Raw genomic sequence first — 24,289 nt, 5'->3', positions numbered from 1 at the left:
GGGCAGGGGCACGGCGGTGGGGGACATGGCCAAGCGCGAGAGAGTCATGCGGATGTCGGTGGAGCAGCCGCTGTGGCGCGCGCTCACCGGCTACCGCGTCCTGACGATGCTGTACGCCATCGGGCTCTTCGCGACGGCGCACGAGAAGCTCGACCGCCCCTGGCTCGCCATCGCCTACTACGTGGTCCTCGCCGGATGGACGCTCGGCACGCTGCCCCGCGTGGCGAACGCCGCGAGCTGCACCAAGCGCTTCCTCGTCATCGACCTGACCGTGGCCCTCGCCGGCATCCTGCTCACCCCGCTCGCCGACTCCCACCAGCGGATCGTCGAGGGCGGCCCGACGCTGCCCTCCATATGGACCGCGGGCGCCGTCCTCGCCTACGCCATCAAGGGCGGCTGGCGCTGGGCGGCCTTCGCCTCCCTGCTGGTGGGGGTCGCCAATGTGGTGCAGCGCGGGGCGTTCAGCCGCGACACCGTCCACAACGTCCTGCTCGTCTGCATCGCCTCCATCGCCATCGGATACGTCGTCGAGGTGGCCCGCGCCTCCGAGCGCACCCTCGCCCGCGCCCTGGAGATCGAGGCCGCCACCCGCGAGCGCGAACGCCTCGCCCGCGACATCCACGACAGCGTCCTCCAGGTCCTCGCCATGGTGCAGCGGCGCGGCACCGCCATCGGCGGCGAGGCCGCGGAGCTGGGCAGGCTCGCGGGCGAGCAGGAGGTGGCGCTGCGCACCCTGGTCGCCGGGGGCCTCGTCCCCGCCTCGCACGCCTCGGAGGACGCCTCGCAGGGCGCGCTCGTACGTGCCGTCGAGGAACCGGACGAGGAGTACGACGCCGCCGACCCGGTGCCCCGCGATCTGCGCCCGCTCCTCGCCCCGCACGCCGGGTCGAGGGTGACGCTCTCCGAACCGGGGGCCCCGGTTCTCCTCCCGGCGCCCGCCGCGAGGGAGCTGGCGGCCGCTGTCAGTGCCGCACTGGACAATGTCCGCAGACATGCCGGAGCGGACGCCAACGCCTGGATCCTGGTCGAGGACGAGCCGGACGGGGTGATCGTGACGGTCAGGGACGACGGCCCGGGCATCCCCGAGGGGCGGCTCGCCGAGGCCGAGGGGGAGGGGCGCCTGGGTGTCGCCCTGTCGATCAGGGGGCGGCTGCGGGAGATCGGGGGCACGGCCGAGCTGATCTCGGTGCCGGGCCAGGGCACGGAAGTCGAACTGAAAGTCCCGCGCGAAGCGGCGCGGGACGCACGGGGGAAGGCGGGAAAGACACGATGAGCGAGCAGAGTCAGCTGGACCGGCGCCAGGCGGAGCCGCGGGAACCGGCCATGGGCACCGGCGGGGGAGCGGACCCCGTCAAGGTCATGGTCGTCGACGACCACCCCATGTGGCGGGACGCCGTCGCCCGTGACCTCGCCGAGGCCAGCCTCGACGTGGTCGCCACCGCGGGCGACGGCGAGCAGGCCGTCCGCCGCGCGCAGGCCGCCGCCCCCGACGTCCTCGTCCTCGACCTGAACCTCCCGCTGAAGCCCGGCGTCCAGGTCTGCAAGGAGCTGGTCGCCGCCAACCCCGCGCTGCGCGTCCTCGTCCTCTCCGCGAGCGGCGAGCACGCCGACGTCCTGGAGGCCGTCAAGTCCGGCGCCACCGGCTATCTCCTGAAGTCGGCGTCGACGGAAGAGCTGATCGACGCCGTGCGCCGCACGGCCGTCGGCGACGCGGTCTTCACACCCGGCCTCGCGGGCCTGGTCCTCGGCGAGTACCGCCGCCTGGCCACCGAGCCCGCCGCCGGCGCCCCGGACGACCCGGGGGCGCCGCGCCTCACCGACCGCGAGACGGAGGTGCTGCGCCTGGTCGCCAAGGGCCTGAGCTACAAGCAGATCGCCGAGCGCCTCGTCATCTCCCACCGCACCGTGCAGAACCACGTCCAGAACACCCTGGGCAAGCTCCAACTGCACAACAGGGTGGAGCTGGTGCGGTACGCGATAGAGCGAGGCATCGACAAGGCCGACAAGACCCACAAGGCCGCCGACGCGTGACCCCTCGTACGAGTGAACGCCCGTGATCAACTCCCCAGCGTGGCCCAGGAATTGACCGTCCGCCCCGTCCCTGAGTGACCTGCATCACCATTAGCGTGACTCGCGTCAGGTCACTGAGGCGAAGGGACTCCCCATGGGGGCCAAGAAAATCGGCGTACTGACCGGCGGCGGCGACTGCCCCGGGCTCAACGCCGTCATCCGGGGCATCGTCCGCAAGGGCGTGCAGGAGTACGACTACGGCTTCGTCGGTTTCCGGGACGGCTGGCGCGGTCCGCTGGAGGGCGACACCGTCCCGCTCGGCATCCCCGCGGTCCGCGGCATCCTGCCGCGTGGCGGCACGATCCTCGGCTCCTCGCGCACCAACCCGTTCAAGGCGGAGAACGGCGTGCGCCGCATCAAGGAGAACCTCGCCAAGTACGAGGTCGACTCCCTCATCGCGATCGGCGGCGAGGACACGCTCGGTGTCGCCGCGCGCCTCACCGACGAGTACGGCGTCCCGGTCGTGGGCGTCCCGAAGACCATCGACAACGACCTCTCCGCCACCGACTACACCTTCGGCTTCGACACGGCGGTCGGCATCGCGACCGAGGCGATCGACCGCCTGCACACCACCGCCGAGTCCCACATGCGCGTCCTGGTCGTCGAGGTCATGGGCCGGCACGCGGGCTGGATCGCCCTGCACTCGGGCCTCGCGGGCGGCGCGAACGTCATCCTCATCCCCGAGCAGCGCTTCGACGTCGAGCAGGTCTGCGCATGGGTGACCTCGCGCTTCAAGGCGTCGTACGCCCCGATCGTCGTCGTCGCGGAAGGGGCGATGCCGAAGGACGGCGAGATGGTCCTCAAGGACGGTACGCAGGACTCCTTCGGGCACGTCCGCCTCTCCGGGGTCGGCGAATGGCTCGCCAAGGAGATCGAGGGGCGCACCGGCAAGGAGGCGCGCACCACGGTCCTCGGACACGTCCAGCGCGGCGGCACCCCGAGCGCCTTCGACCGCTGGCTCGCCACGCGCTTCGGCCTGCACGCGATCGAGGCGGTACGGGACGGCGACTTCGGCAAGATGGTCGCCCTCAAGGGCACGGACATCGTCCGCGTCCCGATCGCGGAGGCGACGGCGAAGCTGAAGACGGTGGACCCGGCGCTGTACACGGAGGTCGGCATCTTCTTCGGCTGAGCAGAGCACCCCGCTGAGGAGCGCCCCGCGGAGGAGCGCCCCGAAGGGGCGCGGGGAACTGCGCGACCAGCCCACGACGGCCCGCGGATAGAGGCACACGACGGCCCGCAGGCGTAGGCGCACGAGGGACGGCCCTGGCCAAGGCTCCGGGTGCCGTCCCAGCACCCGGTACTTAGACTCACGCCATGGAGATCCTCGCATTCGGCGTGCAGTCCGACGAGAAGCCGCTGATCGAGAAGGCCTTCGAGGGACACCACGACATCCGCTGCCTGGACGTGTTCCTGAACGAGGACACCGCCCCCATCGCCACCGGCTACGAGATCATCTCCTCCAGCGTCAACGCGACCCTGGACAACCACGTCCTGCAGACTCTCGCCGCGGGCGGCACACAGATGATCGCCCAGCGCTCCACCGGCTTCAACAACATCGATCTCCAGGTCGCGGAGCGCCTGGGCCTGACCGTCGCCCGCGTCTCGTCGTACTCGCCGTACTCCGTGGCCGAGTTCGCCTGGACCCTGGCGATGGCCGTCAACCGCCGCATCGTCCGCGCGAGCAACCGCACCCGCGACTTCGACTTCCGCCTCGACGGCCTGATGGGCCGCGATCTGCGCGGCCGTACCGTCGGCGTCCTCGGCACCGGCAAGATCGGCGAGGCGTTCACCCGGATCGCGCACGGCTTCGGCATGAAGCTGCTCGGCTGGGACGCCGTGCGCAATCCGGCCTGCGTCGAGCTGGGCATGACGTACGTCGAGAAGGAGCAGCTTTTCGCCGAGGCCGACCTGATCAGCCTGCACGTGCCGCTGCTCCCCTCGACGCAGCACCTCATCGGCGCCGCCGCGCTGCGGACGATGAAGGACGACGCGATCCTGGTGAACTCCAGCCGCGGCGGCCTGATCGACACCGACGCCCTCGTCACGGAGCTGCGCGCCGGGCGCTTCACGGGCGTGGGGCTCGATGTGTACGAGGCCGAGGCGGGCCTGTTCTTCCTCGACAAGTCCCTTGAGGTCGTCGAGGACGACACCCTGGCCCGCCTCGTGACGTTCCCGAACGTGGTCGTCACCTCCCACCAGGCGTACTACACCACCGACGCGGTCGGCCAGATCATCGACACCACCCTGCGCAACGTCCTGGACTACACGGCGGGCCGCCGCTCCGAGAACTTCCTCGTCCCCGCTTCCGCGAGGACCTGACCGAGCAGTTCGCGCACGATCCCCGCCCCGCGCAGCGTCAGCACCGACTCCGGGTGGAACTGCACCCCCGCCAAGGAGATCGCACGCACCGCGTGCACCTCCCCGCTCTCCGCGTCCCTGCTGACCTCGACGCCGTGCGCGGCCAGCTCCGCCGCCGCCTCGTCGTCGCAGCGCGCCGTGAAGCTGTTGTAGAACCCGACCGTCTCGGTCCGCCCGAACAGGTCGATGTCCGTCTGCGCGCCCTGGTGGGGCACGTCCTTGCGTACGATCTCCAGGCCCAGCTCCGCCGAGATCAGCTCGTGCCCGAGGCAGACGCCGAGCACGCCGTACGCGTGGCCCCGGATCACCTCCGCCGTCAGGGAGCGCAGGAACCGCATCTTCGGGTCGGAGAGGTCGGACGGGTCGCCAGGGCCGGGGCCGAGCACGACGGGCCCCCGGTGTGCGAGCACCGCCTCCCGCAGCCCCGCCTCGTCGTACCGCCGAACCGATACCGCGAGGCCCAGGGAGCGCAGGACGTGCGCGAGCATCGCGGTGAACGTGTCCTCGCCGTCCACGACGAGCGCGTGCCCGGCGAGCTCACGGGCCGGCTCCTGCATCCGCAGCCAGAACGGCGCGAGGTGGGCGCGCCGCCCGTCCAGAACGGCACGCACGCGTGGATCGTCGGCGAGGGCGGGGCGAACCGCCTCGTCGCGGGGCCGCCCGGGGCGTACGCCGAGGGCGGCAAGGACGCCCGCCGCCTTGGCGTGGGTCTCCGCGACCTCGCCCGCCGGGTCCGAGCCGCGCACGAGCGTCGCGCCGACCGGCACCCGCAGCCTCCCCGACGCGGAGATGTCGGCGGTGCGGATCAGGATGGGGGAGTCCAGGGTCTGCGCGCCGCCCGCGTCCCGCCCGACGAGTGCGAGAGCACCGGCGTAATAGCCCCGCCCTCCCGCCTCGTGCCGCTCGATGACCCGGCAGGCGTTCTGCACCGGCGAGCCGGTGACGGTCGCCGCGAACATGGTCTCCTTCAGGACCTCGCGCACGTCCAGCGACGACTTGCCCCGCAGCTCGTACTCGGTGTGCGCGAGATGGGCCATCTCCTTCAGGCGCGGCCCGATCACCACCCCGCCCATGTCGCCGACGGTGCACATCATCTTCAGCTCCTCGTCGACGACCATCGACAGCTCCTCGGTCTCCTTGCCGTCGGCGAGGAAGGCGAGCAGGTCATCGGGGGTGGGTCCGTCGGCCGGGTAGCGGTAGGTGCCGCTGATGGGGTTCATGACGACCGTCCCGCCGGACATCCGCACATGCACCTCGGGGCTCGCCCCGACGAGTGTGCGGTCCCCCGTGTGCACGACATACGTCCAGTACGCGCCACGCTCGCCCACCAGGAGCCGCCGGAAGAGCGCGAGGGCGTCCGCCCTGCCGAAGCCGGGGATCTCACCCTCGTACGTACGACGGATGACGAAGTTGGCGCCCTCGCCCCGCCCGATCTCCTCGCGCAGGACGCGCCCCACGATGTCCGCGTACGCCGCGTCGTCCACGTCGAAGGCGCCGCCCTCGACCCGCACCTCGTGCGCGGGCAGCGCGGACAGGGCCGCTTCGAGCGGGAGTTCGTGACTCTCCTCGGGGGTGAGGACGGTCAGCGGCGTGCCGTCGTCGCGGACGTCGAAGCCGCGCTCCCTGATCTGCCGGAACGGCACGAGCGCCAGGCCCTCGGGGATGTCCGCGAGGCGGTCGTAGGTGCCGGTGGGGCCGATGAAAACCTCGACCGTGTCGTGGTCGCGGCCCGGTGTGCGGCGGTGCAGCAGGGCGAAGGGGCGGTCATCGGAGAGGAGGTCGGCGAGGACGGCCGACTGCTGGGGTCCTGTCGTGTGCATGGGTTCTGTTCCTTCTCACTCGGAGAGGAACGGCCCCGCCCCCGGGAGTCCGGGAAACACAGAAGGCCGCCCCTCGGGCGGCCTTCGCGAGTTCTGGATACGCGCAGTCAGTGGGCCGCCGGATGAGCGGGCCACCACCAGTTACGAGTCGTCGTCTGCGCGTGCATGTCCGGCACCTTAGCGCATCATCAGGAGATCGAGGCTGTCGTCGAGATACGCGCCGAATTCGTGCGGGGCGGGCAGCACCGAGGGCACCGCGTGGCCGAGCTGGGTGTGGCCCAGATAGACGCTGTACGCGAGCAGGCCGCGTCTGCGCGCCTCCGCCTCGGGGAAGCCGAGTCCCGCGAAGAGTTCGGCGACGTACGCCACGCGGCGCTCGGTCACCTTCCGCAGGGCCGCCGCCACCTGCGGGTGGCCTGCGGTCGCGAGCAGGGAGACCTCGAGCGAGCCGGACGCGGCGGCGCCGACCGACTCGGCGAAGAGCAGCCGGATCCGCTTGCGCAGGTCGGGCTCGGCCTCCACGTGGCTGATCATCCCCTCGGTGTGGAGCTTGGCCCAGCGGTCGAGGGCTGCCTCGATGAGCGCGTCACGGCCCGCGAAGTGCCAGTAGAAGCTGCCCTTGGTGGTGCCCAGACGGACGGCAAGAGGCTCCACGGCGACGGCCGCGAGACCGCCCTCGCCGATCGCCGCGAGCGCGGCGTCCGCCCAGTCGTCGGCGGACAGCCGGGGCTTCGCCGGACTCTTCCTCTGCTGTCGTTGCGCCATGTCCATACGGTACCGTACGGTTGACCATACGCCAGCGTATGGAGGTGCGGCATGGGAGTCGTACGCAACGAGCACGAGCGGGTCATCCAGGCCTCGGCGGAGGCGGTGGGGGCGCTGCTCGACCGGCTCTCCGCCGAGGACGACCCGATCTTCCCCACCCCGGCCTGGGAGCCGATGACCTTCGACCGGCCTCTGGGCGTCGGCGCGACCGGCGGCCACGGCCCGATCCGGTACGCGGTCACGGCCCACGAGCCGGGCCGCCGTGTCCGCTTCGCCTTCACTCCGCCGGAGGAGGGCTTCCACGAGCTGACCGTCGAGCCGCTTGGCGAGGGGCGCTGCCGGGTGCGGCACGTCCTGGAGACGCGCTGGCACGGTGTGGACCGGCTTCTGTGGCCGACGGCCGTCCGCCCGGTCCACGACTCGATGATGGAAGAGCTGTTCGACAACATCGAGCGCGCGGTGGCGGGCGGCTGCCCGCGGCCCGTGCGCTGGTCGCCCTGGCTCCGGCTGCTCCACAGGCTCTGGTGGCCCAGGGCGCGGACGGTGGAGGTGCCGCGGGAGGCCCGCCTGCTCCACGCCTCCGTGGAGCGGCCCGGCTACCAGGACGCGTACCGCGTGGAGATGCGCCCGGGCCTGCCCCGCGACCCCGGCGCGTGGACCGGCGTCCTGGGCGACTCCTTCCCCACCCTCGCCCGCGAGGGCGGCGAGCTGCTGATGGACGTGAACACGGCAGGCCTGACCGCCCGCGCCTCGATCCTGGTCGACGAGCGGCACGTCACGCTCAGCTCGGCCGTGCGGGCGGACACCTGGCGCGCCCGGCTCTACTGGGGCGCGGTCAGGCCCGTCCACCCCTTCATGGCCCGCCTGATGCTCCGCCGCGCGCACCGCAGGCTCGCCCTCGCGGCGCCGAGCGCGGGGGAGCGGGCCGCGCGGGGCGGGCGCTCGTCCGTGTCGCCTGCGTCTCACTTGGTGAGCGGGTGAATGGGCGGCGCGTTGGACCCCGTAATGTTGACGAGGTGACCGTGAACGCTAAGACCACCGCAAGCGGTGGCAACACCTGGCGGAACCTGCCCGCGGCGCAGCAGCCTGAGTACCCCGATGCCGAGGCTCTGCGCGATGTGATCGCGGACCTCGAGTCGTATCCGCCGCTCGTCTTCGCGGGCGAGTGCGACCAGCTGCGCGCCCGACTGGCCTCTGTCGCCAAGGGAGAGGCGTTCCTGCTCCAGGGCGGCGACTGCGCCGAGGCCTTCGACGCCGTATCGGCCGACCACATCCGGAACAAGCTGAAGACCCTGCTCCAGATGGGCGCCGTCCTCACGTACGCGGCGTCCGTGCCCGTCGTGAAGGTGGGCCGCATCGCGGGGCAGTACTCCAAGCCGCGCTCCAAGCCGACCGAGACCCGCGACGGCCTGACGCTCCCGACCTACCGGGGCGACTCCGTCAACGGCTTCGCCTTCACCGAAGAGGCCCGGATCCCGGACCCCGAGCGCCTGAAGCGGATGTACAACGCCTCCGCCTCCACGCTCAACCTGGTCCGCGCCTTCACCACCGGCGGCTACGCCGACCTGCGCCAGGTGCACGCCTGGAACCAGGACTTCGTGAAGTCGTCCCCCTCCGGCCAGCGCTACGAGCAGCTGGCCCGCGAGATCGACAACGCGCTCCACTTCATGCGGGCCTGCGGCACCGACCCGGAGGAGTTCAAGACCGTCGAGTTCTACGCCTCCCACGAGGCGCTGCTGCTCGACTACGAAGGCGCGCTGACCCGCGTCGACTCCCGCACCGGCCGCCTTTACGACACCTCGGCCCACATGGTCTGGATCGGCGAGCGCACCCGTCAACTGGACGGCGCGCACATCGAGTTCGCCTCCCAGGTGCGCAACCCCATCGGCGTCAAGCTCGGCCCGACGACGACGGCCGAGGAGGCGCTGCAGTACATCGAGCGCCTCGACCCCGACCGCGAGCCCGGCCGGCTGACCTTCATCGTCCGCATGGGCGCCGACAAGGTCCGCGACAAGCTGCCCGAGCTGGTCGAGAAGGTCACCGCGTCCGGCGCGACCGTCGCCTGGATCACCGACCCGATGCACGGCAACACCTACGAGGCGGCCTCCGGCCACAAGACCCGCCGCTTCGACGACGTGCTCGACGAGGTCAAGGGCTTCTTCGAGGTCCACAAGGCCCTCGGCACGCACCCGGGCGGCATCCACGTCGAGCTGACCGGTGACGACGTCACCGAGTGCGTGGGCGGCGGCGACGAGATCTTCGTCGACGACCTGCACCAGCGCTACGAGACGGCCTGCGACCCGCGGCTCAACCGCAGCCAGTCGCTCGACCTGGCGTTCCTGGTGGCGGAGATGTACCGCGACCAGTAATTACCGGCTGTACGTACGTGTGGGGCGCGGATCCATGTGATCCGCGCCCCACCGGCGTATCGGGGGCTTTTGTGTGCCCGGAGAGATGGGTAAGGTTAGGTTAGCCTCACCGATCAATCGGGACGGCGCTACCGATGAGTCCTGTCCGTCCGTCCCCGTCCGGGAGGTGAGCCGCGTGTACGTCTGCAACTGCTTCGGGGTCACCGAGGCGCAGGTGAAGAAGCACGCGGCGGACGGTGCCTGCACCCCCCGCCAGATAGCCTCGGCCTGCAAGGCGGGCACGGACTGTGGTTCGTGCGTGCGCCGCATCCAGGCGCTCCTCGGCCGGGGCGCGTGCCCGCGCCGCGAGCTCGTCGACCAGGGAGAGCCGGTGCTGACCTCGCTCGACGAGGCGGCCTAGGCCTACCGGGGGTCTAGCTCTCCGGCTGCTCGATGAGCTGCGCCAGATAGAGCGGCTCGCCCAGCTTCTCGACCAGTTCCAGCTGGGTGTCGAGATAGTCGATGTGGTGCTCCTCGTCCGCGAGGATCGACTCGAAGATGTTGGCGGACGTGATGTCGCCCTTGGCCCGCATCACCTCGATCCCGCGCCGGAGGCGGTCGATCGCCTCCACCTCAACCTGCCGGTCGGCCTGGAACATCTCGGTGACCGTCTGGCCCACGCGGACGTGGAAGAGCCGCTGGTAGTTGGGCAGACCGTCGAGGAACAGGATCCGGTCGGTCAGCACCTCCGCGTGCTTCATCTCGTCGAACGACTCTGCGCGGGTGTACTTGGCGAGCTTCGTCCAGCCGAAGTTCTCCTGCATCTTGGCGTGCAGGAAGTACTGGTTGATCGCCGTCAGCTCGGCGGTCAGCTGCTCGTTGAGAAATTCGATGACCTCGGGGTCGCCCTGCATCGCAGAGGCTCCTTCCACACGGGTAACTGGGCAGGTAGCGCGCATCTTTGCACCGGCGTTCGGAGGCCGTCCAGTAAGTGCACGCTTAGTAGGAGTTGCCCCAATCCGTATCTGTCAGACTTCGTCTGGTCACCTCCACCTTCCCCCGTCTGTCAGGATGGAGTCATGGGTCAGCCGGCGGAACGCGCATCTCGACAGGCAGCGGAGCCGGAGCTTCCGCCGGGTCAGCGGCTGCAGCGCGGCTGGCCGGTCACGCACTACGGCCCGGTGCCGAAGTTCCGCCCGGAGCGCTGGGAGTTCAGGGTCTTCGGGGCCACCGCGGACGGCGAGAAGCAGTGCTGGACCCATGAGGAGTTCTCGGCCCTGCCGTACGCGACGGTCGTCGCCGATCTGCACTGCGTCACGAAGTTCAGCATGCTGGGCGCCGAGTGGGGCGGGGTGCCGGCCCGCACGCTCCTGGAGCTGGCGCCGCCCGCGCCCGAGGCCACCCATGTCATGGTCTGGGCCGAGTACGGCTTCAGCTCGAACCTGCGGATGGCCGACTTCGCCGCCGAGGGCACGATTTTCGCCACCCACAAGGGCGGCGAACTGCTCACCGCCGAGCATGGCTTCCCGCTGCGGCTCGTGGTTCCCCATCTGTACGCCTGGAAGGGCCCCAAGTGGGTCCGCGGCGTCGAGTACATGACCGCCGACCGCCGCGGCTTCTGGGAGGAGCGCGGCTATCACAACGTCGGCGACCCCTGGCGGGAGCAGCGCTACTCCTACCAGGAAGAGCCCGGGGACGGCCCCGAGCTCTGAGCCCCAGGGCCTGGCCCTGGGTGGCGTGTCCGTTCAGTGGTGGTACTGGTGGACCACCGCGTGGCCCTTGCCGCGGCCGATCATCCACTTGTTCACCGGCGTGGTGACCACGAACGCGGCGGCCAGCGCGAAGGCGAGGATCCACCAGAACATCGGGTCGCTCAGGTGCGCGTCCATGCCGCCGGGCCAGAGCGCGATCACGCCGTTGTCGATCAGCTCCATCACGGCGATGGAGAGGGTGTCGGCGGCGAGCGCGACCCGGAACGCCGTCTTGAAGTCGACGCCCGCCTTCAGGATGCCGCGCAGGGTGAGGGCGTACCCGAAGGTGAACGCCAGGGCGATCGCGAGCGCCATCGTCGGCACATTGCCCCAGCCGAGCGCGGTGCCGATGACCATGCCGAGCACCTCGCCGATGGCGCAGCCGGTGAGGCAGTGCAGGGTGGCCTGCGCGGCCGTGCGCCAGCTGACCTTGCCGGGGCCGTGCGCGTGGCCCTGGCCGTGCTGGTGGCCATGCTCGTGGCTCTGGCCGTGCTCGTGGCTCTGGCCGTGCTGATGGCCGTGCTCGTGGCCGTGGTGCGCATGCTCGGCGTGTGTGTCGTGCTGCATGAGGAGCCCCCAACGTCGGATAACGGTTCCTGTCGCCTCACAGGAACCGTATACCCCCCAGGGGTACCTTTCAAGAGTCGCTAGCTGCTCCTGAGCCCCTTCAGCCGCGCCACGTCCGCCGCGTTCCCCTCCTTGCCGCCGGGCGTCTCGATGATCAGCGGTACGCCCTCGGTGGCGGGGTGGAGCATCAGCTCGCGGAAGGGGTCCTCGCCGATGTGTCCGGTGCCGATGTTCTCGTGACGGTCCTTGTGGGCGCCGACGACGTCCTTGGAGTCATTGGCGTGCACGAGCTTCAGACGGCCCTCGCCGACCGTGTCCACGAGCAGGTCCAGCGTCTGCTTCATGCCGCCCGGGCCCGTCAGGTCGTGGCCCGCGGCGTAGATGTGGCAGGTGTCCAGGCAGATGCCCAGCTTGGGGTGGGAGTCCAGCGCCTCGAAGTACGGCCCGAAGTCCCACGTGCGGGAGCAGAGGGAGGCGCCCTGGCCCGCGGTGGACTCCAGGAGCAGGAACGGGTCGTCGTCGTGCGTCAGCTCGTCGAGCAGCGGCAGCACCAGCTCGCGCACCTGCTTGAGGGCGACCCCGCGGTCCCGTCCGCCCGTCGCCGAACCGGTGTGGACGACGACTCCGAGCGCCCCGATCGCGCGGCCCCGGCGCAGCGAGTGCCGCAGGGAGTCCACGGACTTCTCGGCGGTCGCCTCGGTGTGCGAGCCGAAGTTGATGAGGTAGGGCGCGTGGACGTACGCCGGGATGCCCTCGGCGGCGCAGGTCGCGCGGAACGCCTCGTCCTGCTTGGGGTTGCCGGGCGGGGTCGCCCAGCCGCGCGGGTTGGCGACGAAGACCTGGACGGCCTCGGCGCCGAGGTCGCGGGCGTACGGCAGGCCTACGGAGGCGAGACCGCCGGCGACGGGGACATGGGCGCCGACGGGATTGCGGGACGCGGCGCCCAGGGACGCCATGGGCGCCTTCTCGGGGGACTTGTTGCTGCTCACACCGTCCAGGGTGGCACGGGCGCGGGGGCGGACGGCCATCGGAGCGGGGTGGGATAGGTCATCGGATCTCGATGGTGATCGTCGACCCCTTAGGCGCCTTGTCGCCCGCGTCCACCGACTGGTCCTTCACCGTGTCCCCGAAGAGGCCGAGCAGGCCGCGGTCCTTCTCGACCTCGAAGCCCGCCGACTCCAGCTTCGCCACGGCGTCGTCGACGTCCATCCCGGTCACGTCCGGGACCACGACCATCGGCGGGCCCTTGGAGATCGTCAGCTCGACCGTGTCGCCCTCGGCCAGCTGCTCGTCCTCCCCGGGGGACTGCCTGGCCACGTCCCCCTTGTCCTCGTCCTCGGAGTGGACACGGGTCGGCATGATCTTCGCCTTGAGCCCGGCCTCCTTCAGGTCGGCGACGGCGTCCGCCTCGGACTCGCCCGTCACGTCGGGGACCTGGACCGCGCGGCCCTTGCTGACGACCAGGGCGACGGCCGAGTCCGCCTTGCGGGTGAAGCCCGCCCGCGGGTCCGTGCTGATCACGGAGCCCTTGTTGATGGTGCTGCTGAAGCCCTTGGTGACCATGCCGGGCGCGAGGCCGGAGTTCTTCAGCTCCTTCTTCGCCTCCGCGAGCGGGATGCCCTTGACGTCCGGCACCTTCACCTTCTCCGGGCCGCGCGAGACGGTCAGCGTCACCTGGCCGTTCTGCCGGATGCGGTCGCCCGCCGCGGGGTCGGTGTCCATGACCGTGCCGCGCTTGTCGGTGTCGCTGTACGCGCGCTTGACGTCCTTGACCTCAAGACCGGCCTCCTCGAGACGCTGCCTCGCCTGCGCCTCGGTCTTCGCGAGCAGCGGCGGGACCTCCGTGAACTGGCCGGAGTTGATGTACCAGACGCCCGCGCCGAGGCCCAGGGCAAGGAGGACCGCGGCGACCACCACGAGCGTGCGGCGGCGCGGGTCGAACCGGGCGCGCCCCGCCCGCGCCCCGGAGGGGGGCGCGGGCGGGGCGGGCGGCGGTGTGGTCAGGACACTGGTGCGGTTCATCGGGTCCTGCCCGCCCCGGTCATGCGCCTGCTCGCCCTCGGCGGGGAGCGGGAGCTGTGTGGAGCGCGCCGCGCGCGGGATCACGCTGGTGCGGTCCTCGGCGTTGTCGTGCCCCGTCGTGCGGGCCTGCGGGGGCACCGCGTCCAGCTGCTCCTCGCTGAGCGCGGACCGTGCCTCCCTGAGCTGGGCGAGCAGGGCCACCGCGTCGTAGGGCCGCACGTCGGGGGTGCGGGCCGTGGCGGAGGCGACCAGCTCGTCCAGCTCGAAGGCGAGCCCCGGGACGGCCGCCGACGGGGACGGCACGTCTTCGTTGAGGTGCTGGTAGAGGACCTGGGCGGGGGAGTCGCCCGTGTGCGGCTTGGCGCCGGTCAGCATCTCGTAGAGCACGACCCCGCACGCGTACACATCCACGCGGGTGTCCGCCGTGCCGTGCTCGATCTGCTCGGGGGCGAGGTAGGAGACGGTCCCGAGGACGGTGCCGGTCGTGTTCGTGACGGTGTCCACCGCGCGTACGAGCCCGAAGTCGGCGACCTTCACCCGGCCGTCGTCCCCTATGAGGACGTTCTCCGGCTTCATGTCGCGGTGTACGAACCCGGCGCGGTGCGCCGCGCCGAGGGCGGCGAGGACCGGCTCCAGGATGTCGAGCGCGGCCCGCGGCTGGAGCGCGCCGCGCTCGCGCAGGACGTCACGGAGCGTGCAGCCCGCGACGTACTCCATCGCCAGATAGACGTACGACCCGTCGGTGCCCTGGTCGAAGACGCCGACCACGTTCGGATGCGAGAGGCGGGCGACCGATTTGGCCTCGCGGATGAAACGGTCCACGAAGGAGGCGTCGGCCGCCAGCGTGGGGTGCATCACCTTGAGCGCGAGCACGCGGTCGAGGCGGGTGTCCACGGCCCGGTAGACCGTGGCCATCCCGCCGACCGCGATGCGCCCCTCGATCCGGTAACGGCTGTCGAGCAGCTGCCCGACGAGGGGGTCCTGAAGGGTCGTGTCCACGCAGGGGAGTCTACGAGCCGCCACCGACGGCCCGTTCCGCCCGGGTGAATTCAGGGCGGGACTGAAGCCGAGCTGTGACAGGCACCGGGCCGGGGCGCCCCGTAAAGGGCGCGGGGAACTGGGCGCCAAGCCCCCACCGGCGGCCGGCCGCGAGCGAGCAGAACCCCGCCTTGCTCAAGGCGTGCCGAAAGCCGGCCGCTCCGGATCCAGCCGAGCCATGCCCTCCGCAGGAGAGGACGCCTCCGCGAAGTGCCGCCGAGGGATGCGCCCGGCCCGGTACGCGAGGCGCCCCGCCTCAACGCCGTGCCGCATGGCCTCCGCCATCAGGACCGGCTCCTGCGCCCGCGTCACGGCGGAGGCGAGCATCACACCCGCGCACCCCAGCTCCATCGCGAGCGTGGCGTCGGACGCCGTGCCCGCGCCCGCGTCCAGGATCACCGGCACGCGCGCGTGCTCGACGATCAGCTGGAAGTTGTGGGGGTTGCGGATGCCGAGCCCGGAGCCGATGGGGGAGCCGAGCGGCATGATCGCCGCGCAGCCCACGTCCTGGAGCTTGCGCGCGAGCACCGGGTCGTCGTTCGTGTAGGGCAGGACCGTGAAGCCGTCGTCGACCAGGGTCTCCGCGGCGTCCAGGAGTTCGATCGGGTCGGGCAGCAGCGTCCGCTCGTCCGCGATGACCTCCAGCTTCACCAGGTCGGTGCCGAGCGCCTCACGCGCGAGGCGGGCGGTCAGGACGGCCTCGCCCGCGGTGAAGCAGCCCGCCGTGTTCGGCAGGACGCGGATGCCGAGCCGGTCGAGGACGGAGAGCACCGAGCCCTGCACGCCCGGGTCGAGGCGGCGCATCGCGACCGTGGTCAGCTCCGTGCCCGACGCGATCAGGGAGCGCTCCAGGACGTCGAGGCTGGGCGCCCCTCCCGTGCCCATGATCAGGCGCGAGGAGAGGGCGAGCCCGCCGAGGACGAAGGGGTCGTCTGCCATGGTCGGATCAGCCTCCCTGGACGGCGGTGAGTACTTCCACGCGGTCACCGGCGGTCAGCTCCGTGCTGGCCCACCGCGCGCGCGGGACGACGGTTTCGTTGAGGGCGGCGGCGACACCGGAGTGCGCCGCGGTGAGGGTGGCGACAAGGGCGGCGAGCGTGGTGCCCGAGGCCACCTCCCGGACCTCTCCATTGACGGATACGGACAAGGGCGTACTCATGCGGGTTGCTCCGTGAAGGACTGCGTAGGGGGTACGAGGGAGGGCTCGGCGAAGCGCCTCGGGGTGAACGCCAGCGCCTCGTCGGGGAGTTCGCCGGTGACCAGGGAGTGCGCCATGACCTCGCCCGTCAGGGGCGTCAGCAGGACGCCGTTGCGGTAGTGCCCGGTGGCCAGCTGGAGGCCGGGAAGACGCGTCGGGCCGAGCAGGGGCGCGTTGTCCGGGGAGCCGGGGCGCAGGCCCGCGCGGGTCTCGGTCAGCGGCAGTTCCGTGATGCCGGGTACGAGTTCGTGGGCGTCCCGCAGAAGTTCGTAGACGCCGCCCGCGGTGACCGTGGTGTCCCAGCCCAGCTCCTCGCTGGTGGCGCCGACGACGAGCTCGCCGTTCTCGCGCGGCACCAGGTAGACGTGGCTGCCGCGCACGACGGCGCGCACGGTGCGGCTCAGGAACGGCGCGTACGGCTTGGGCACGCTCAGCCGCAGCACCTGCCCCTTCACCGGCCGTACGGGCGGCAGGACGTCGTCGGGGACGCCCGCGAGCCGCCCGCTGAGGCTGCCCGCCGCCAGCACGGTCTGCCCCGCGTGCAGCTCGGTGCCGTCCGCGAGGACCACTCCGCGGGCCCGGTCGCGTACGACCGAAAGCCGCTCGGCCCACGCGCGGTGCAGGGCCACGCCCGCCCGCTCGCAGGCCACAAGGAGGGCCGCCGCGAGCCTGCGCGGGTCGACCTGGTGGTCGCCGTCCACGCGCAGCCCGCCGCGCACACCCGGCGCGAGCATCGGCTCGAGACGGCGGCACTCGCGGCCGCTCAGCCACTCCGATTCGAGCCCGGACCGGCGCTGGAGGGCGTGCAGTTCGCGCAGATGGGCGCGGTCGTCGGAGTCGAGCGCGACGGCGAGGGTGCCGCACGCGCGGTAGCCGAGACCGCCGGGACCACAGCCGCTCGCCTCGGCCAGCTCGGCGGCGAAGGCCGGATAGCGGCGCGCGGAGGCGAGGTTGAGCGCGAGCAGGGTCTGCTCGCCGTGGTGCAGCTCGGTGACGGCGGCCAGCATGCCCGCCGCGACCTGCGCGGCACCGCCGCCGGGAGCGGGGTCCACGACGGCGACGGAGAGCCCGCGCTGGGCGGCCCGCCAGGCCGTGACCAGGCCGATGATCCCGCCCCCCACGACGAGGACGTCCGTCGGAGCCCTCGACCCCGCCGGTGGTGCGTCCGCCGGTGGTGTACATGAGGGCGAGGTCCGTGGTGGTGGCGTGTCCGATGGTGACGTATCTGATGAAGTACATGGCCGCATGGGCGTCCAGCCCCTCCCTTCGCCGGCATGACCCGGATCAGGTTCGTACGGTCGGAGGCCGTCCCAGCCTCCCTCTCAGCCCGGTGCGTCCGGGCTCCCGCGAGTGCTCTGCACCGGCCACCCTAGCCCGTCGCCCCGCGCGGCAGTAGGGGGAGCTGTCCGGGTATGGGCGGTGACGGTGTGTCAGAGATCTCCTCGCCCGCCTCTGAAGGCGCCACCGCCCGCCGCCCTACAGTGATCGGGTGAGCGAGCAGCAGAGGCAGAGCGAGCAGCAGGGCCGGGCCGGGCGGCACGTGGTCATCGTCGGCGCCGGGATGGCCGGGGTGCAGACCGCCGTGGCCCTGCGCGAACAGGGGTTCACCGGCACCATCAGCCTCATCGGGGCGGAACCCCACCAGCCCTACGACAGGCCGCCGCTGTCCAAGGCGGTGCTGCTCGGCAAGGCGGAGGGCTCCGCCTTCGACATCGACTTCGAGGCGCTCGGCATCGACCTCACCCTGGGCCGCGAGGTCACCGGGGTGCGGCCCGCCGACCACGAACTGGACACCGGCGACGGCCCGCTCGGCTACGACGTCCTGGTCCTCGCGACCGGCGCCGAACCGATCAGGCTGCCGGGCGCCGACGGCGTCCCCGGGGTCCACCTCCTGCGCACCCTGGACGACGCCGAGCGGTTGCGGCCGGTCCTCGCCGAGCAGTACGACATCGTGGTCGTGGGGGCGGGCTGGATCGGCGCCGAGTTCGCCACGGCCGCGCGCGAGGCGGGCTGCGCCGTCACCGTGGTCGAGGCCGCGGGCCGCCCGCTCATGGGGGCGCTGCCCGCGGAGGTCGCCGCGCCCATGGCGGGCTGGTACGCCGACTCCGGAGCCGTACTGCGCACCCACGCGCGCGTGGAGCGCGTCGAGCCCGGCGCCGTGATCCTCGCCGACGGGACGCGGCTGCCCGCGGGCGCCGTCGTCGTCGGCATCGGCGCACGGCCCGCGACGGCCTGGCTGACCGGCTCCGGCATCGCGCTCGGCGCCCACCGGGAGGTCCTGGCCGACGACCACCTGCGCGCCTCGGTGCCGGATGTCTACGCGGTCGGCGACTGCGCCTCCTTCCCCTCGGGGAGGTACGGCGAGCGCCTGCTCGTGCACCACTGGGACAACGCCCTCCAGGGCCCGCGCACGGTGGCGGCGAACATCATCGGCGAGACCCCGGTGGCGTATGACCCGGTGCCGTACTTCTGGTCGGAGCAGTTCGGCCGCTTCGTGCAGTACGCGGGCCATCACACGGACTCCGACGAACTGGTCCGGCGCGGCGACCCCACGGGCGTGGCCTGGTCGGTCTGCTGGCTGCGCGAGGGCGCCCTGGTGGCGGTCCTCGCGGTGGGCCGCCCGAGGGACCTGGCGCAGGGCCGCAAACTGATCGAGACGGCCACCCACCTGGACCCGGCCCTGGCGATGGACCCCTCGGTCCCGCTCAAGAAGGCGGCGCTGTAGGGGCACTGCAGGCAGCGCTATGGGGAGAACGCTTCCCTGAAGGAGCGCCCCGCACGCCCGGGCCCCCGGCCAGAGATACCCTTGCCCCGTGACCGAGATTGACGCAAAGACCGACGCTCTCGTCCCCGCCTGGCTCCACCTCCCCGACATCGCGGAAATGCTCGATGTCGAGGTCACGCGCGTGCGCCAGCTGGTCAAGGAGGGCCAGCTGATCGCCGTACGCCGTGGTGAGAACCGGACGCTTCAGGTGCCGGCCGCCTTCATCGACGGCGACAAGATCGTCAAGGGCCTGACAGGCACCCTGACGCTCCTGAGGGACGACGGCTTCTCCGACGAAGAGATGCTCGAATGGCTCTTCACCCCCGACCCGACCCTGCCCGGCACCCCCGCGCAGGCGCTGAGCGAGAATCGCGGCACGGAGGTGAAGCGCCGCGCCCAGGCGCTCGCCGTCTGAGCAGGCGTTCGTCGTACGACTGAACACACCGTTCGGGGTGCGGGCCGCGTGACGCGCGGCCCGCACGCCCATCGACACCGGGGGGACCTCTCCATGGCCGCCGACCATCCGCGCGCCCAGCTCGCCGACGCCCGGCTCTACCTGTGCGTGGACGCCCGCAAGCGCCAGGGAGACCTCCCCGAGTTCCTCGACGCCGTCCTCGCGGGCGGCGTCGACATCGTGCAGCTGCGCGACAAGGGCATGGAGGCCGGTGAGGAGCTGGAGCACCTCCAGGTCTTCGCCGACGCCGCCCGGCGCCACGGCAAGCTCCTCGCGGTGAACGACCGCGCGGACGTGGCGCACGCCAGCGGCGCCGACGTGCTGCACCTCGGCCAGGGCGACCTGCCGGTCGGTGCGGCCCGCGCCATCCTCGGCGCCAGTAGCGACGACGTGCTCATCGGCCGTTCCACGCACGCCGAGTCCGAGGCCGCGGCGGCCGCCGTCCAGGAGGGCGTGGACTACTTCTGCACGGGCCCCTGCTGGCCCACGCCCACCAAGCCGGGCCGTTACGCCCCGGGCCTCGACCTCGTCCGCTACACGGCCGCGCTCGGCACGGACCGCCCCTGGTTCGCCATCGGCGGCATCGACGCGGGCAACCTCGACCAGGTGCTCGAAGCGGGCGCGCGGCGCGTGGTCGTCGTGCGGGCGATCACCGAGGCCGACGACCCGGGCGCGGCCGCGGCGGACTTCGCGAAGCGGCTGCGTACGGCCGACTGAGGCGCGGCTCGGCGACGCCCGAGTCCTCTCCCGGCCGTGTCCGATCCGTGGACAAGAAACCGGCAAATCCGGTGAAATCCCAAGACCCGGTTGGGGGACCGCCGCCGCCTGGCTAACCTGCCCATATGGCCCTAGGCACAGCTTCCACCAGGACTGACCGCGCACGCACCGTGCGCGACATGCTCGCGACCGGCAAGAAGACGTACTCGTTCGAGTTCTCCGCGCCGAAGACCCCGAAGGGCGAGCGGAATCTGTGGAACGCGCTGCGCCGGGTCGAGGCGGTCGCCCCGGACTTCGTCTCCGTGACCTATGGAGCGGGCGGTTCGACGCGCACCGGCACGGTCAAGGAGACCCAGCAGATCGTCGCCGACACCACCCTGACGCCGGTCGCACACCTGACCGCCGTCGACCACTCCGTGGCCGAGCTGCGCAACATCATCGGGCAGTACGCGGACGCCGGGATCCGGAACATGCTCGCGGTCCGCGGCGACCCGCCCGGCGACCCGCTCGGCGAGTGGGTCGCGCACCCCGAGGGCCTGACGTACGCCGCCGAACTGGTCGAACTGATCAAGGAGTCCGGCGACTTCTGCGTGGGCGTCGCCGCCTTCCCCGCGATGCACCCCCGCTCGCCCGACTGGGAGTCCGATACCCGGTACTTCATCGACAAGTGCAAGGCCGGCGCGGACTACGCGATCACGCAGATGTTCTTCGACCCCGAGGAGTATCTGCGGCTGCGCGACCGCGTCGAGGCGGCGGGCTGCGCGACGCCGATCATCCCCGAGATGATGCCGGTCACCAACGTCCGCCAGCTCGACCGGCTGCCCCAGCTCAGCAACGCCGTGTTCCCGGCCGAGCTGAAAGACAGGATCCTCGCGGCGAAAGACGATCCCGCCGCTGTACGCTCCATTGGCATCGAGTTCGCGACGGAGTTCTGCGCGCGATTGCTGGCCGAAGGCGTGCCGGGATTGCACTTCATCACGCTCAACAACTCCACGGCGACGCTGGAAATCTACGAGAATCTTGGCCTGCACCGGCAGGCCTGAACGGCCGTACCCCCGTGTCCACGGGCGGCGGCCGTAGGGGAGAGGGGCGTACGTGGGCTGGACGGTCCTCTACATCGCGTTCGGGTTCGTCGCGCTGTGGCTGCTCGGCGAGGTCCTGCTGCAGTACAAGGCCAGGCTGCGCTGGCGCCTGCTGGCCTTCGTGGGCTTCCTCGGTGTCGTCGTGGGCGTGCTGCTGCCGGCGGTGTGGCTCATCGCGGTCGGCGCCATCGCCTTCGCCACGGGCCAGACCTACGTGACGCTCTCGTTCCGCCGGGGCTTCTCCACCGGCTGGGCGCTCGGCGGGAAGCCGGGGCTCAGCAAGCGCCGCAAGAAGCCCGCGCGGGCCGCCGCGCCGGTGACGGAACCGGCGCTTCAGGTCTCCGACCTGGAGTACGAGCAGGTCCCGCCGCCGCCAGAGCACGACCCGGGGGTCTACGCGCCGGAGCCGCTGCCCGACGACACCGGGCAGTACGGCGTGTACAGCGACGCCGCGTACGCCCCGCCGGCCGCGGGCGACACCTATCAGGGTGACGGCCAGGGCTATGACGCGGCGGCCTACACCGGCTACGACCAGCAGAGCTACGGCTACGACGAGACCGGGCACCAGCAGTACGCCGCGTACTCCGACCCGTACGTCGGCACGCAGACCTACGGCGCCGGGCAGGGCTACGACGCGTACGGCGGCCAGCAGGGCGATCAGCAGAGCGGCCAGCAGAGTTACGCCCCGTACGGCGGCGACACCTACGGCGGGCTCGGCGAGGTGTACAACGACACCCCGCCCGGCGGTGTCTGGGTGCCGCACCAGCGCACCACCGACGAGCCCTACGGCGGTGAACTCCCACCGGAGCAGCCGTACCCCTACCAGGACGGGTCCGCCGACGGCCAGGGGCACTCCGGTCACAACGGGCAGCAGTACCGCTACTGAGCCTCTCCGGAGGCCGTCACTGCGAGCCGCGGAACTCCGGCCCCTCGACGATCAGCCCCGCCACCAGCGCGCCCGACATGCCCGCGTGGGGCAGGCCGCCGCCGGGGTGCGACCAGCCGCCGACCGCGAACAGGCCCGGCAGCCGGGTGCCGTTGGCCGGGTGCAGGAGCTTTCCGCCGGCCGCGGCGAGCGCCGGGGGCGGGACCGCGCCGCCCTCGGCGCCGGTGGCCTCCGCGATGTCGGCGGGGGTGCGCACCTCGTGCCACAGCAGGCGCTCGCGCAGCCCGGGGACCGCGGCCTCGGCGCGGGAGATCACCCGCTCCACGTCGGCCGGGGTCACCTCCAGGTGCGCGGGCACCGTCGCCGTGAGCGTCACCGCCTCGTGCGCGCCGTCGGGCGTGAGGTCCGGGTCGTCGGGGCGCAGCACCGTGACGGTGGGGGAGGCGGGGAGCCCGGGGCGCTCTCCGAAGAGGCGGTCCAACTCGTCCTGACGGTCGGCGGAGTGCACCACCGTCCGGTGCGGGGTGGACTCGGGGCGGGCGCCGGACAGGGCAAGGAGGACCGTCAGGCGGCTGGGGAGCCCGGCACGCGGGGGGACGTCACCCTGCGCCCGTATGTCCACACCGGGAAGCATCTCGCGCAGGGCGGTGGGGGCCACTCCGGCGACCACGAAGTCGGCGTCGGCCGTCGTGCCGTCCGCCAGCTCCACACCCGCCGCACGGCCGTCCTTCTCGACGATCTGGACCACCGCCGCATCGAACACGAACTCGACCCGGCGGGCCAGGCACCGCTCGTACAACGCGGTGGCCAGCGCGCGCATACCGCCCCGCACCGACCAGGTGCCGAAGGTCTGCTCCATGTACGGCAGGACGGCCGCGCTCGCCGGGGCCGTCCGGGGATCGAGGCCCTGTGCGAGGGCGAACTGCTCCAGGAGCGCCACCAGGCGGGCGTCGCCGCCCAGCTCGAGAGCGCCGATCTCACCGACCGTGGCCGCGCGGCGCTCGCGGCGCAGCAGGCGCTTGTGGGGCACCGCGGGGTAGGGCTCGCGGGCGCCGAGCACCTGCCAGTTCGCGTACAGGGGCTCTTCCAGGAGGGGGCGGCGGGTGCGGTCCCAGGTCTCCCTCGCGCGGTTCATGAACGCCGCCCAGCGGGCGCCGGCGCCGTCGCCGAGAGCCGCGTCCAGGGCCTCGCCGACGCCCGCGCGCGAGGCGTTCGGCAGGTCGGTCGTGGTGCCGTCGGCGAAGACGTGGCGCACGGCGGGCTCCACCTGGGAGAGCGTGACGCACTCCTCCAGGGGCTCCTTGCCGGTCTTGACGAACACGTCGCGGTAGACGGCGGGGAGCGGGAGGAGCCCCGGGCCGGTGTCGAAGGTGAACCCGTCACGCTCGACCGCGCCGAGCGAGCCGCCGTACGTCCGCCCGCGCTCGTACACCACCACCCGGTGGCCCGCGACGGCCAGCCGGGCGGCAGCCGTCATGGCGCCCATCCCGGCGCCGATCACCACAATCCGTGCCATGCCAGGGACTTTATCGGCCGCCACTGACAGTCACGCCGCAGCCCCGGACTCAGGGCGGCGGCGGCCCCGTCCGCGCCGCGAGCCGCCTCTCCTCGCGCCGCTGCGCCCTGCGCCGCAGGAAGCGGCGGATGCGCGAGACGAGGAAGACCAGCAGGAAGAGGCCGAGCAACAGGAGCACCGCCGCGATGATCGCGGCGGCCTCCGGATAGAACATCGCGAAGGAGATGATCCCGCCGACCCCGAGGTCCTCGGCCGTGCTCATCACGACGTTGCTGAACGGCTCGGGCGAGGTGTTGATCGCCATCCGCGTCCCGGCCTTCACCGCGTGGCTCGCCAGCGCCGTCGTCCCGCCCACAGCCCCTGCGGCGAGATCCGGGAGGGACCCGCTCTGCCCCGCGAGGAGCGCCCCCACCACGGCTCCCGACACCGGCCGGATCACGGTGTGCACCGAGTCCCAGACCGAGTCCACGTACGGGATCTTGTCGGCGACGGCCTCACAGACGAAGAGCACACCGGCGGCGATCAGCACATCCGGCCGCTGAAGCGCCTCGGGGACCTCGTCGCTGATCCCGGTCGCGCCGAAGACGCCGAGCAGCAGGACAACGGCGTACGCGTTGATCCCGCTCGCCCAGCCGCTGGTGAACACCAGGGGGAGTACGGACACGGAGGCGATCGTAACCAGTCCGGGGCGGGCCGGCCTGGGGATGAGCGCGCACTCCTGAGTACAGGTACCTAGATCGCGAGATGAGTACGCGCGCGGATGGGCCCCCACCTGCGCAGACGGAAGAGTGTGGGGCACGGAGAAGGGCACGGCGCCGGTACCGCCGACACGGGGCGGCGGAACCGCGCCGCGCCCTTGGCCGCTCCTCCCGCCGCGAGGCGGGAGCGAGGTACGGGGGTGACTCGGGGGCGACCACACGGGGGGCGAAC

The 24,289-nt window shown here is 72.0% G+C and carries 25 protein-coding genes and 1 riboswitch; of the genes, 13 read left to right on the top strand and 12 right to left on the bottom strand.

The window, feature by feature from the left end:
• Positions 1-25 precede the first annotated feature (25 nt).
• The 4 genes from macS to GKQ77_RS06755 all read left to right on the top strand — a co-directional run bounded on the left by macS (position 26) and on the right by GKQ77_RS06755 (position 4,392).
• On the top strand, positions 26-1,273 hold the full coding sequence (gene macS, locus GKQ77_RS06770; protein ID WP_219687799.1) for a MacS family sensor histidine kinase: 1,248 nt from the start codon (positions 26-28) through the stop codon (positions 1,271-1,273).
• Positions 1,274-1,323: 50 nt separating this feature from the next.
• Positions 1,324-2,031, top strand: coding sequence for a response regulator (locus tag GKQ77_RS06765; protein WP_219687798.1), 708 nt, complete (start codon positions 1,324-1,326; stop codon positions 2,029-2,031).
• A 133-nt stretch (positions 2,032-2,164) separates the two neighbouring features.
• Positions 2,165-3,202, top strand: a complete 1,038-nt coding sequence (locus GKQ77_RS06760; RefSeq protein WP_219687796.1) for a 6-phosphofructokinase — start codon at positions 2,165-2,167, stop codon at positions 3,200-3,202.
• A 185-nt stretch (positions 3,203-3,387) separates the two neighbouring features.
• Positions 3,388-4,392, top strand: coding sequence for a 2-hydroxyacid dehydrogenase (locus tag GKQ77_RS06755; RefSeq protein WP_219687795.1), 1,005 nt, complete (start codon positions 3,388-3,390; stop codon positions 4,390-4,392).
• Here GKQ77_RS06755 and GKQ77_RS06750 read toward each other — a convergent pair.
• The 3 genes from GKQ77_RS06750 to GKQ77_RS06740 all read right to left on the bottom strand — a co-directional run bounded on the left by GKQ77_RS06750 (position 4,335) and on the right by GKQ77_RS06740 (position 7,022).
• Complete coding sequence (locus tag GKQ77_RS06750) at positions 4,335-6,251, bottom strand: anthranilate synthase family protein (protein ID WP_219687794.1); 1,917 nt, start codon at positions 6,249-6,251, stop codon at positions 4,335-4,337. The two genes, GKQ77_RS06755 and GKQ77_RS06750, sit on opposite strands and share 58 nt — an antisense overlap.
• Positions 6,252-6,358: 107 nt before the next feature.
• On the bottom strand, positions 6,359-6,418 hold the full coding sequence (locus GKQ77_RS34055) for a trp operon leader peptide (RefSeq protein ID WP_106977022.1): 60 nt from the start codon (positions 6,416-6,418) through the stop codon (positions 6,359-6,361).
• Positions 6,419-6,428: 10 nt separating this feature from the next.
• A complete protein-coding gene (locus GKQ77_RS06740) occupies positions 6,429-7,022 on the bottom strand; it encodes a TetR/AcrR family transcriptional regulator (protein WP_219687793.1) in 594 nt (197 codons plus the stop codon).
• A gap of 45 nt (positions 7,023-7,067) precedes the next feature.
• Between GKQ77_RS06740 and GKQ77_RS06735 the strand changes: the two genes are divergently transcribed.
• The 3 genes from GKQ77_RS06735 to GKQ77_RS06725 all read left to right on the top strand — a co-directional run bounded on the left by GKQ77_RS06735 (position 7,068) and on the right by GKQ77_RS06725 (position 9,785).
• The gene (locus GKQ77_RS06735; RefSeq protein WP_219687792.1) at positions 7,068-7,997 is read left to right on the top strand and encodes a DUF2867 domain-containing protein; all 930 of its coding nucleotides are present in this window, start codon (positions 7,068-7,070) and stop codon (positions 7,995-7,997) included.
• Between the two features lie 35 nt (positions 7,998-8,032).
• Positions 8,033-9,385, top strand: coding sequence for a class II 3-deoxy-7-phosphoheptulonate synthase (locus tag GKQ77_RS06730; RefSeq protein ID WP_125512327.1), 1,353 nt, complete (start codon positions 8,033-8,035; stop codon positions 9,383-9,385).
• 166 nt (positions 9,386-9,551) lie between these two features.
• Entirely contained in the window at positions 9,552-9,785 is a 234-nt protein-coding gene (locus tag GKQ77_RS06725) for a (2Fe-2S)-binding protein (RefSeq protein ID WP_219687791.1), read from the top strand.
• Positions 9,786-9,798: 13 nt separating this feature from the next.
• Here the strand turns inward: GKQ77_RS06725 and bfr are convergent, their stop codons facing one another.
• The gene (gene bfr, locus GKQ77_RS06720; RefSeq protein ID WP_125512325.1) at positions 9,799-10,278 is read right to left on the bottom strand and encodes a bacterioferritin; all 480 of its coding nucleotides are present in this window, start codon (positions 10,276-10,278) and stop codon (positions 9,799-9,801) included.
• A 165-nt stretch (positions 10,279-10,443) separates the two neighbouring features.
• Here bfr and GKQ77_RS06715 point away from each other — a divergent pair, with 165 nt between their 5' ends.
• A complete protein-coding gene (locus GKQ77_RS06715) occupies positions 10,444-11,076 on the top strand; it encodes a sulfite oxidase-like oxidoreductase (RefSeq protein WP_219687790.1) in 633 nt (210 codons plus the stop codon).
• Positions 11,077-11,109: 33 nt separating this feature from the next.
• On the opposite strand, the gene GKQ77_RS06710 is transcribed toward GKQ77_RS06715, so the two are convergent.
• From GKQ77_RS06710 to thiO, 6 genes are all read right to left on the bottom strand, one after another.
• Positions 11,110-11,682: a DUF4396 domain-containing protein gene (locus GKQ77_RS06710; RefSeq protein ID WP_219687789.1), complete on the bottom strand. Its 573-nt coding sequence runs from the start codon at positions 11,680-11,682 to the stop codon at positions 11,110-11,112.
• Positions 11,683-11,762: 80 nt separating this feature from the next.
• Positions 11,763-12,638 carry a deoxyribonuclease IV gene (locus GKQ77_RS06705; RefSeq protein ID WP_219687797.1) on the bottom strand — a complete coding sequence of 292 codons (876 nt, stop codon included), beginning with the start codon at positions 12,636-12,638 and terminating at the stop codon, positions 11,763-11,765.
• 91 nt (positions 12,639-12,729) lie between these two features.
• Positions 12,730-14,703, bottom strand: a complete 1,974-nt coding sequence (gene pknB / locus GKQ77_RS06700) for a Stk1 family PASTA domain-containing Ser/Thr kinase (RefSeq protein WP_219687788.1) — start codon at positions 14,701-14,703, stop codon at positions 12,730-12,732.
• A gap of 174 nt (positions 14,704-14,877) precedes the next feature.
• Positions 14,878-15,681 (bottom strand): thiazole synthase, encoded by an 804-nt coding sequence (locus tag GKQ77_RS06695; protein ID WP_219687787.1) that lies wholly within the window; start codon positions 15,679-15,681, stop codon positions 14,878-14,880.
• Positions 15,682-15,688: 7 nt separating this feature from the next.
• Positions 15,689-15,901 (bottom strand): sulfur carrier protein ThiS, encoded by a 213-nt coding sequence (gene thiS, locus GKQ77_RS06690; protein ID WP_219687786.1) that lies wholly within the window; start codon positions 15,899-15,901, stop codon positions 15,689-15,691.
• Positions 15,898-17,061 carry a glycine oxidase ThiO gene (thiO, locus tag GKQ77_RS06685; RefSeq protein ID WP_308117569.1) on the bottom strand — a complete coding sequence of 388 codons (1,164 nt, stop codon included), beginning with the start codon at positions 17,059-17,061 and terminating at the stop codon, positions 15,898-15,900. The genes thiS and thiO overlap by 4 nt, the downstream gene beginning before the upstream one ends.
• Before the next feature lie 123 nt (positions 17,062-17,184).
• A riboswitch (TPP riboswitch) is annotated at positions 17,185-17,298 on the bottom strand.
• Between the two features lie 131 nt (positions 17,299-17,429).
• Here thiO and GKQ77_RS06680 point away from each other — a divergent pair.
• From GKQ77_RS06680 to GKQ77_RS06660, 5 genes are all read left to right on the top strand, one after another.
• Entirely contained in the window at positions 17,430-18,665 is a 1,236-nt protein-coding gene (locus GKQ77_RS06680) for an NAD(P)/FAD-dependent oxidoreductase (RefSeq protein WP_219687784.1), read from the top strand.
• Positions 18,666-18,753: 88 nt separating this feature from the next.
• Positions 18,754-19,119: an Rv2175c family DNA-binding protein gene (locus tag GKQ77_RS06675; protein ID WP_219687783.1), complete on the top strand. Its 366-nt coding sequence runs from the start codon at positions 18,754-18,756 to the stop codon at positions 19,117-19,119.
• Between the two features lie 93 nt (positions 19,120-19,212).
• Positions 19,213-19,875 (top strand): thiamine phosphate synthase, encoded by a 663-nt coding sequence (gene thiE, locus GKQ77_RS06670; protein ID WP_219687782.1) that lies wholly within the window; start codon positions 19,213-19,215, stop codon positions 19,873-19,875.
• A gap of 125 nt (positions 19,876-20,000) precedes the next feature.
• The gene (gene metF / locus GKQ77_RS06665) at positions 20,001-20,918 is read left to right on the top strand and encodes a methylenetetrahydrofolate reductase [NAD(P)H] (protein ID WP_219687781.1); all 918 of its coding nucleotides are present in this window, start codon (positions 20,001-20,003) and stop codon (positions 20,916-20,918) included.
• 52 nt (positions 20,919-20,970) lie between these two features.
• Positions 20,971-21,843 carry a hypothetical protein gene (locus GKQ77_RS06660; RefSeq protein WP_219687780.1) on the top strand — a complete coding sequence of 291 codons (873 nt, stop codon included), beginning with the start codon at positions 20,971-20,973 and terminating at the stop codon, positions 21,841-21,843.
• 16 nt (positions 21,844-21,859) lie between these two features.
• On the opposite strand, the gene GKQ77_RS06655 is transcribed toward GKQ77_RS06660, so the two are convergent.
• Positions 21,860-23,359 (bottom strand): phytoene desaturase family protein, encoded by a 1,500-nt coding sequence (locus GKQ77_RS06655; RefSeq protein ID WP_219687779.1) that lies wholly within the window; start codon positions 23,357-23,359, stop codon positions 21,860-21,862.
• Between the two features lie 49 nt (positions 23,360-23,408).
• Positions 23,409-24,023 carry a DUF4126 domain-containing protein gene (locus tag GKQ77_RS06650; protein ID WP_219687778.1) on the bottom strand — a complete coding sequence of 205 codons (615 nt, stop codon included), beginning with the start codon at positions 24,021-24,023 and terminating at the stop codon, positions 23,409-23,411.
• Between the last annotated feature and the right edge of the window lie 266 nt (positions 24,024-24,289).

It is taken from the genome of Streptomyces anatolicus (genome assembly GCF_019400875.1).
Classification (GTDB): domain Bacteria; phylum Actinomycetota; class Actinomycetes; order Streptomycetales; family Streptomycetaceae; genus Streptomyces; species Streptomyces anatolicus.
Note: the sequence above shows the minus strand (reverse complement) of the source record. Positions and strands in the feature narration are given on the sequence as shown.

What these genes read in the sequence shown, in the direction of transcription:
- GKQ77_RS06755 (WP_219687795.1), top strand. Translation starts at nt 3,388, where the DNA reads ATGGAGATCCTCGCATTCGGCGTGCAGTCCGACGAGAAGCCGCTGATC.
- thiS (WP_219687786.1), bottom strand. Translation starts at nt 15,901, where the DNA reads ATGAGTACGCCCTTGTCCGTATCCGTCAATGGAGAGGTCCGGGAGGTG.
- GKQ77_RS06760 (WP_219687796.1), top strand. Translation starts at nt 2,165, where the DNA reads ATGGGGGCCAAGAAAATCGGCGTACTGACCGGCGGCGGCGACTGCCCC.
- GKQ77_RS06765 (WP_219687798.1), top strand. Translation starts at nt 1,324, where the DNA reads ATGGGCACCGGCGGGGGAGCGGACCCCGTCAAGGTCATGGTCGTCGAC.
- GKQ77_RS06715 (WP_219687790.1), top strand. Translation starts at nt 10,444, where the DNA reads ATGGGTCAGCCGGCGGAACGCGCATCTCGACAGGCAGCGGAGCCGGAG.
- bfr (WP_125512325.1), bottom strand. Translation starts at nt 10,278, where the DNA reads ATGCAGGGCGACCCCGAGGTCATCGAATTTCTCAACGAGCAGCTGACC.
- GKQ77_RS06735 (WP_219687792.1), top strand. Translation starts at nt 7,068, where the DNA reads ATGGGAGTCGTACGCAACGAGCACGAGCGGGTCATCCAGGCCTCGGCG.
- GKQ77_RS06705 (WP_219687797.1), bottom strand. Translation starts at nt 12,638, where the DNA reads ATGGCGTCCCTGGGCGCCGCGTCCCGCAATCCCGTCGGCGCCCATGTC.
- GKQ77_RS06740 (WP_219687793.1), bottom strand. Translation starts at nt 7,022, where the DNA reads ATGGACATGGCGCAACGACAGCAGAGGAAGAGTCCGGCGAAGCCCCGG.
- metF (WP_219687781.1), top strand. Translation starts at nt 20,001, where the DNA reads ATGGCCCTAGGCACAGCTTCCACCAGGACTGACCGCGCACGCACCGTG.
- GKQ77_RS06695 (WP_219687787.1), bottom strand. Translation starts at nt 15,681, where the DNA reads ATGGCAGACGACCCCTTCGTCCTCGGCGGGCTCGCCCTCTCCTCGCGC.
- GKQ77_RS06655 (WP_219687779.1), bottom strand. Translation starts at nt 23,359, where the DNA reads ATGGCACGGATTGTGGTGATCGGCGCCGGGATGGGCGCCATGACGGCT.
- GKQ77_RS06750 (WP_219687794.1), bottom strand. Translation starts at nt 6,251, where the DNA reads ATGCACACGACAGGACCCCAGCAGTCGGCCGTCCTCGCCGACCTCCTC.
- thiE (WP_219687782.1), top strand. Translation starts at nt 19,213, where the DNA reads ATGGCCGCCGACCATCCGCGCGCCCAGCTCGCCGACGCCCGGCTCTAC.
- macS (WP_219687799.1), top strand. Translation starts at nt 26, where the DNA reads ATGGCCAAGCGCGAGAGAGTCATGCGGATGTCGGTGGAGCAGCCGCTG.
- GKQ77_RS06710 (WP_219687789.1), bottom strand. Translation starts at nt 11,682, where the DNA reads ATGCAGCACGACACACACGCCGAGCATGCGCACCACGGCCACGAGCAC.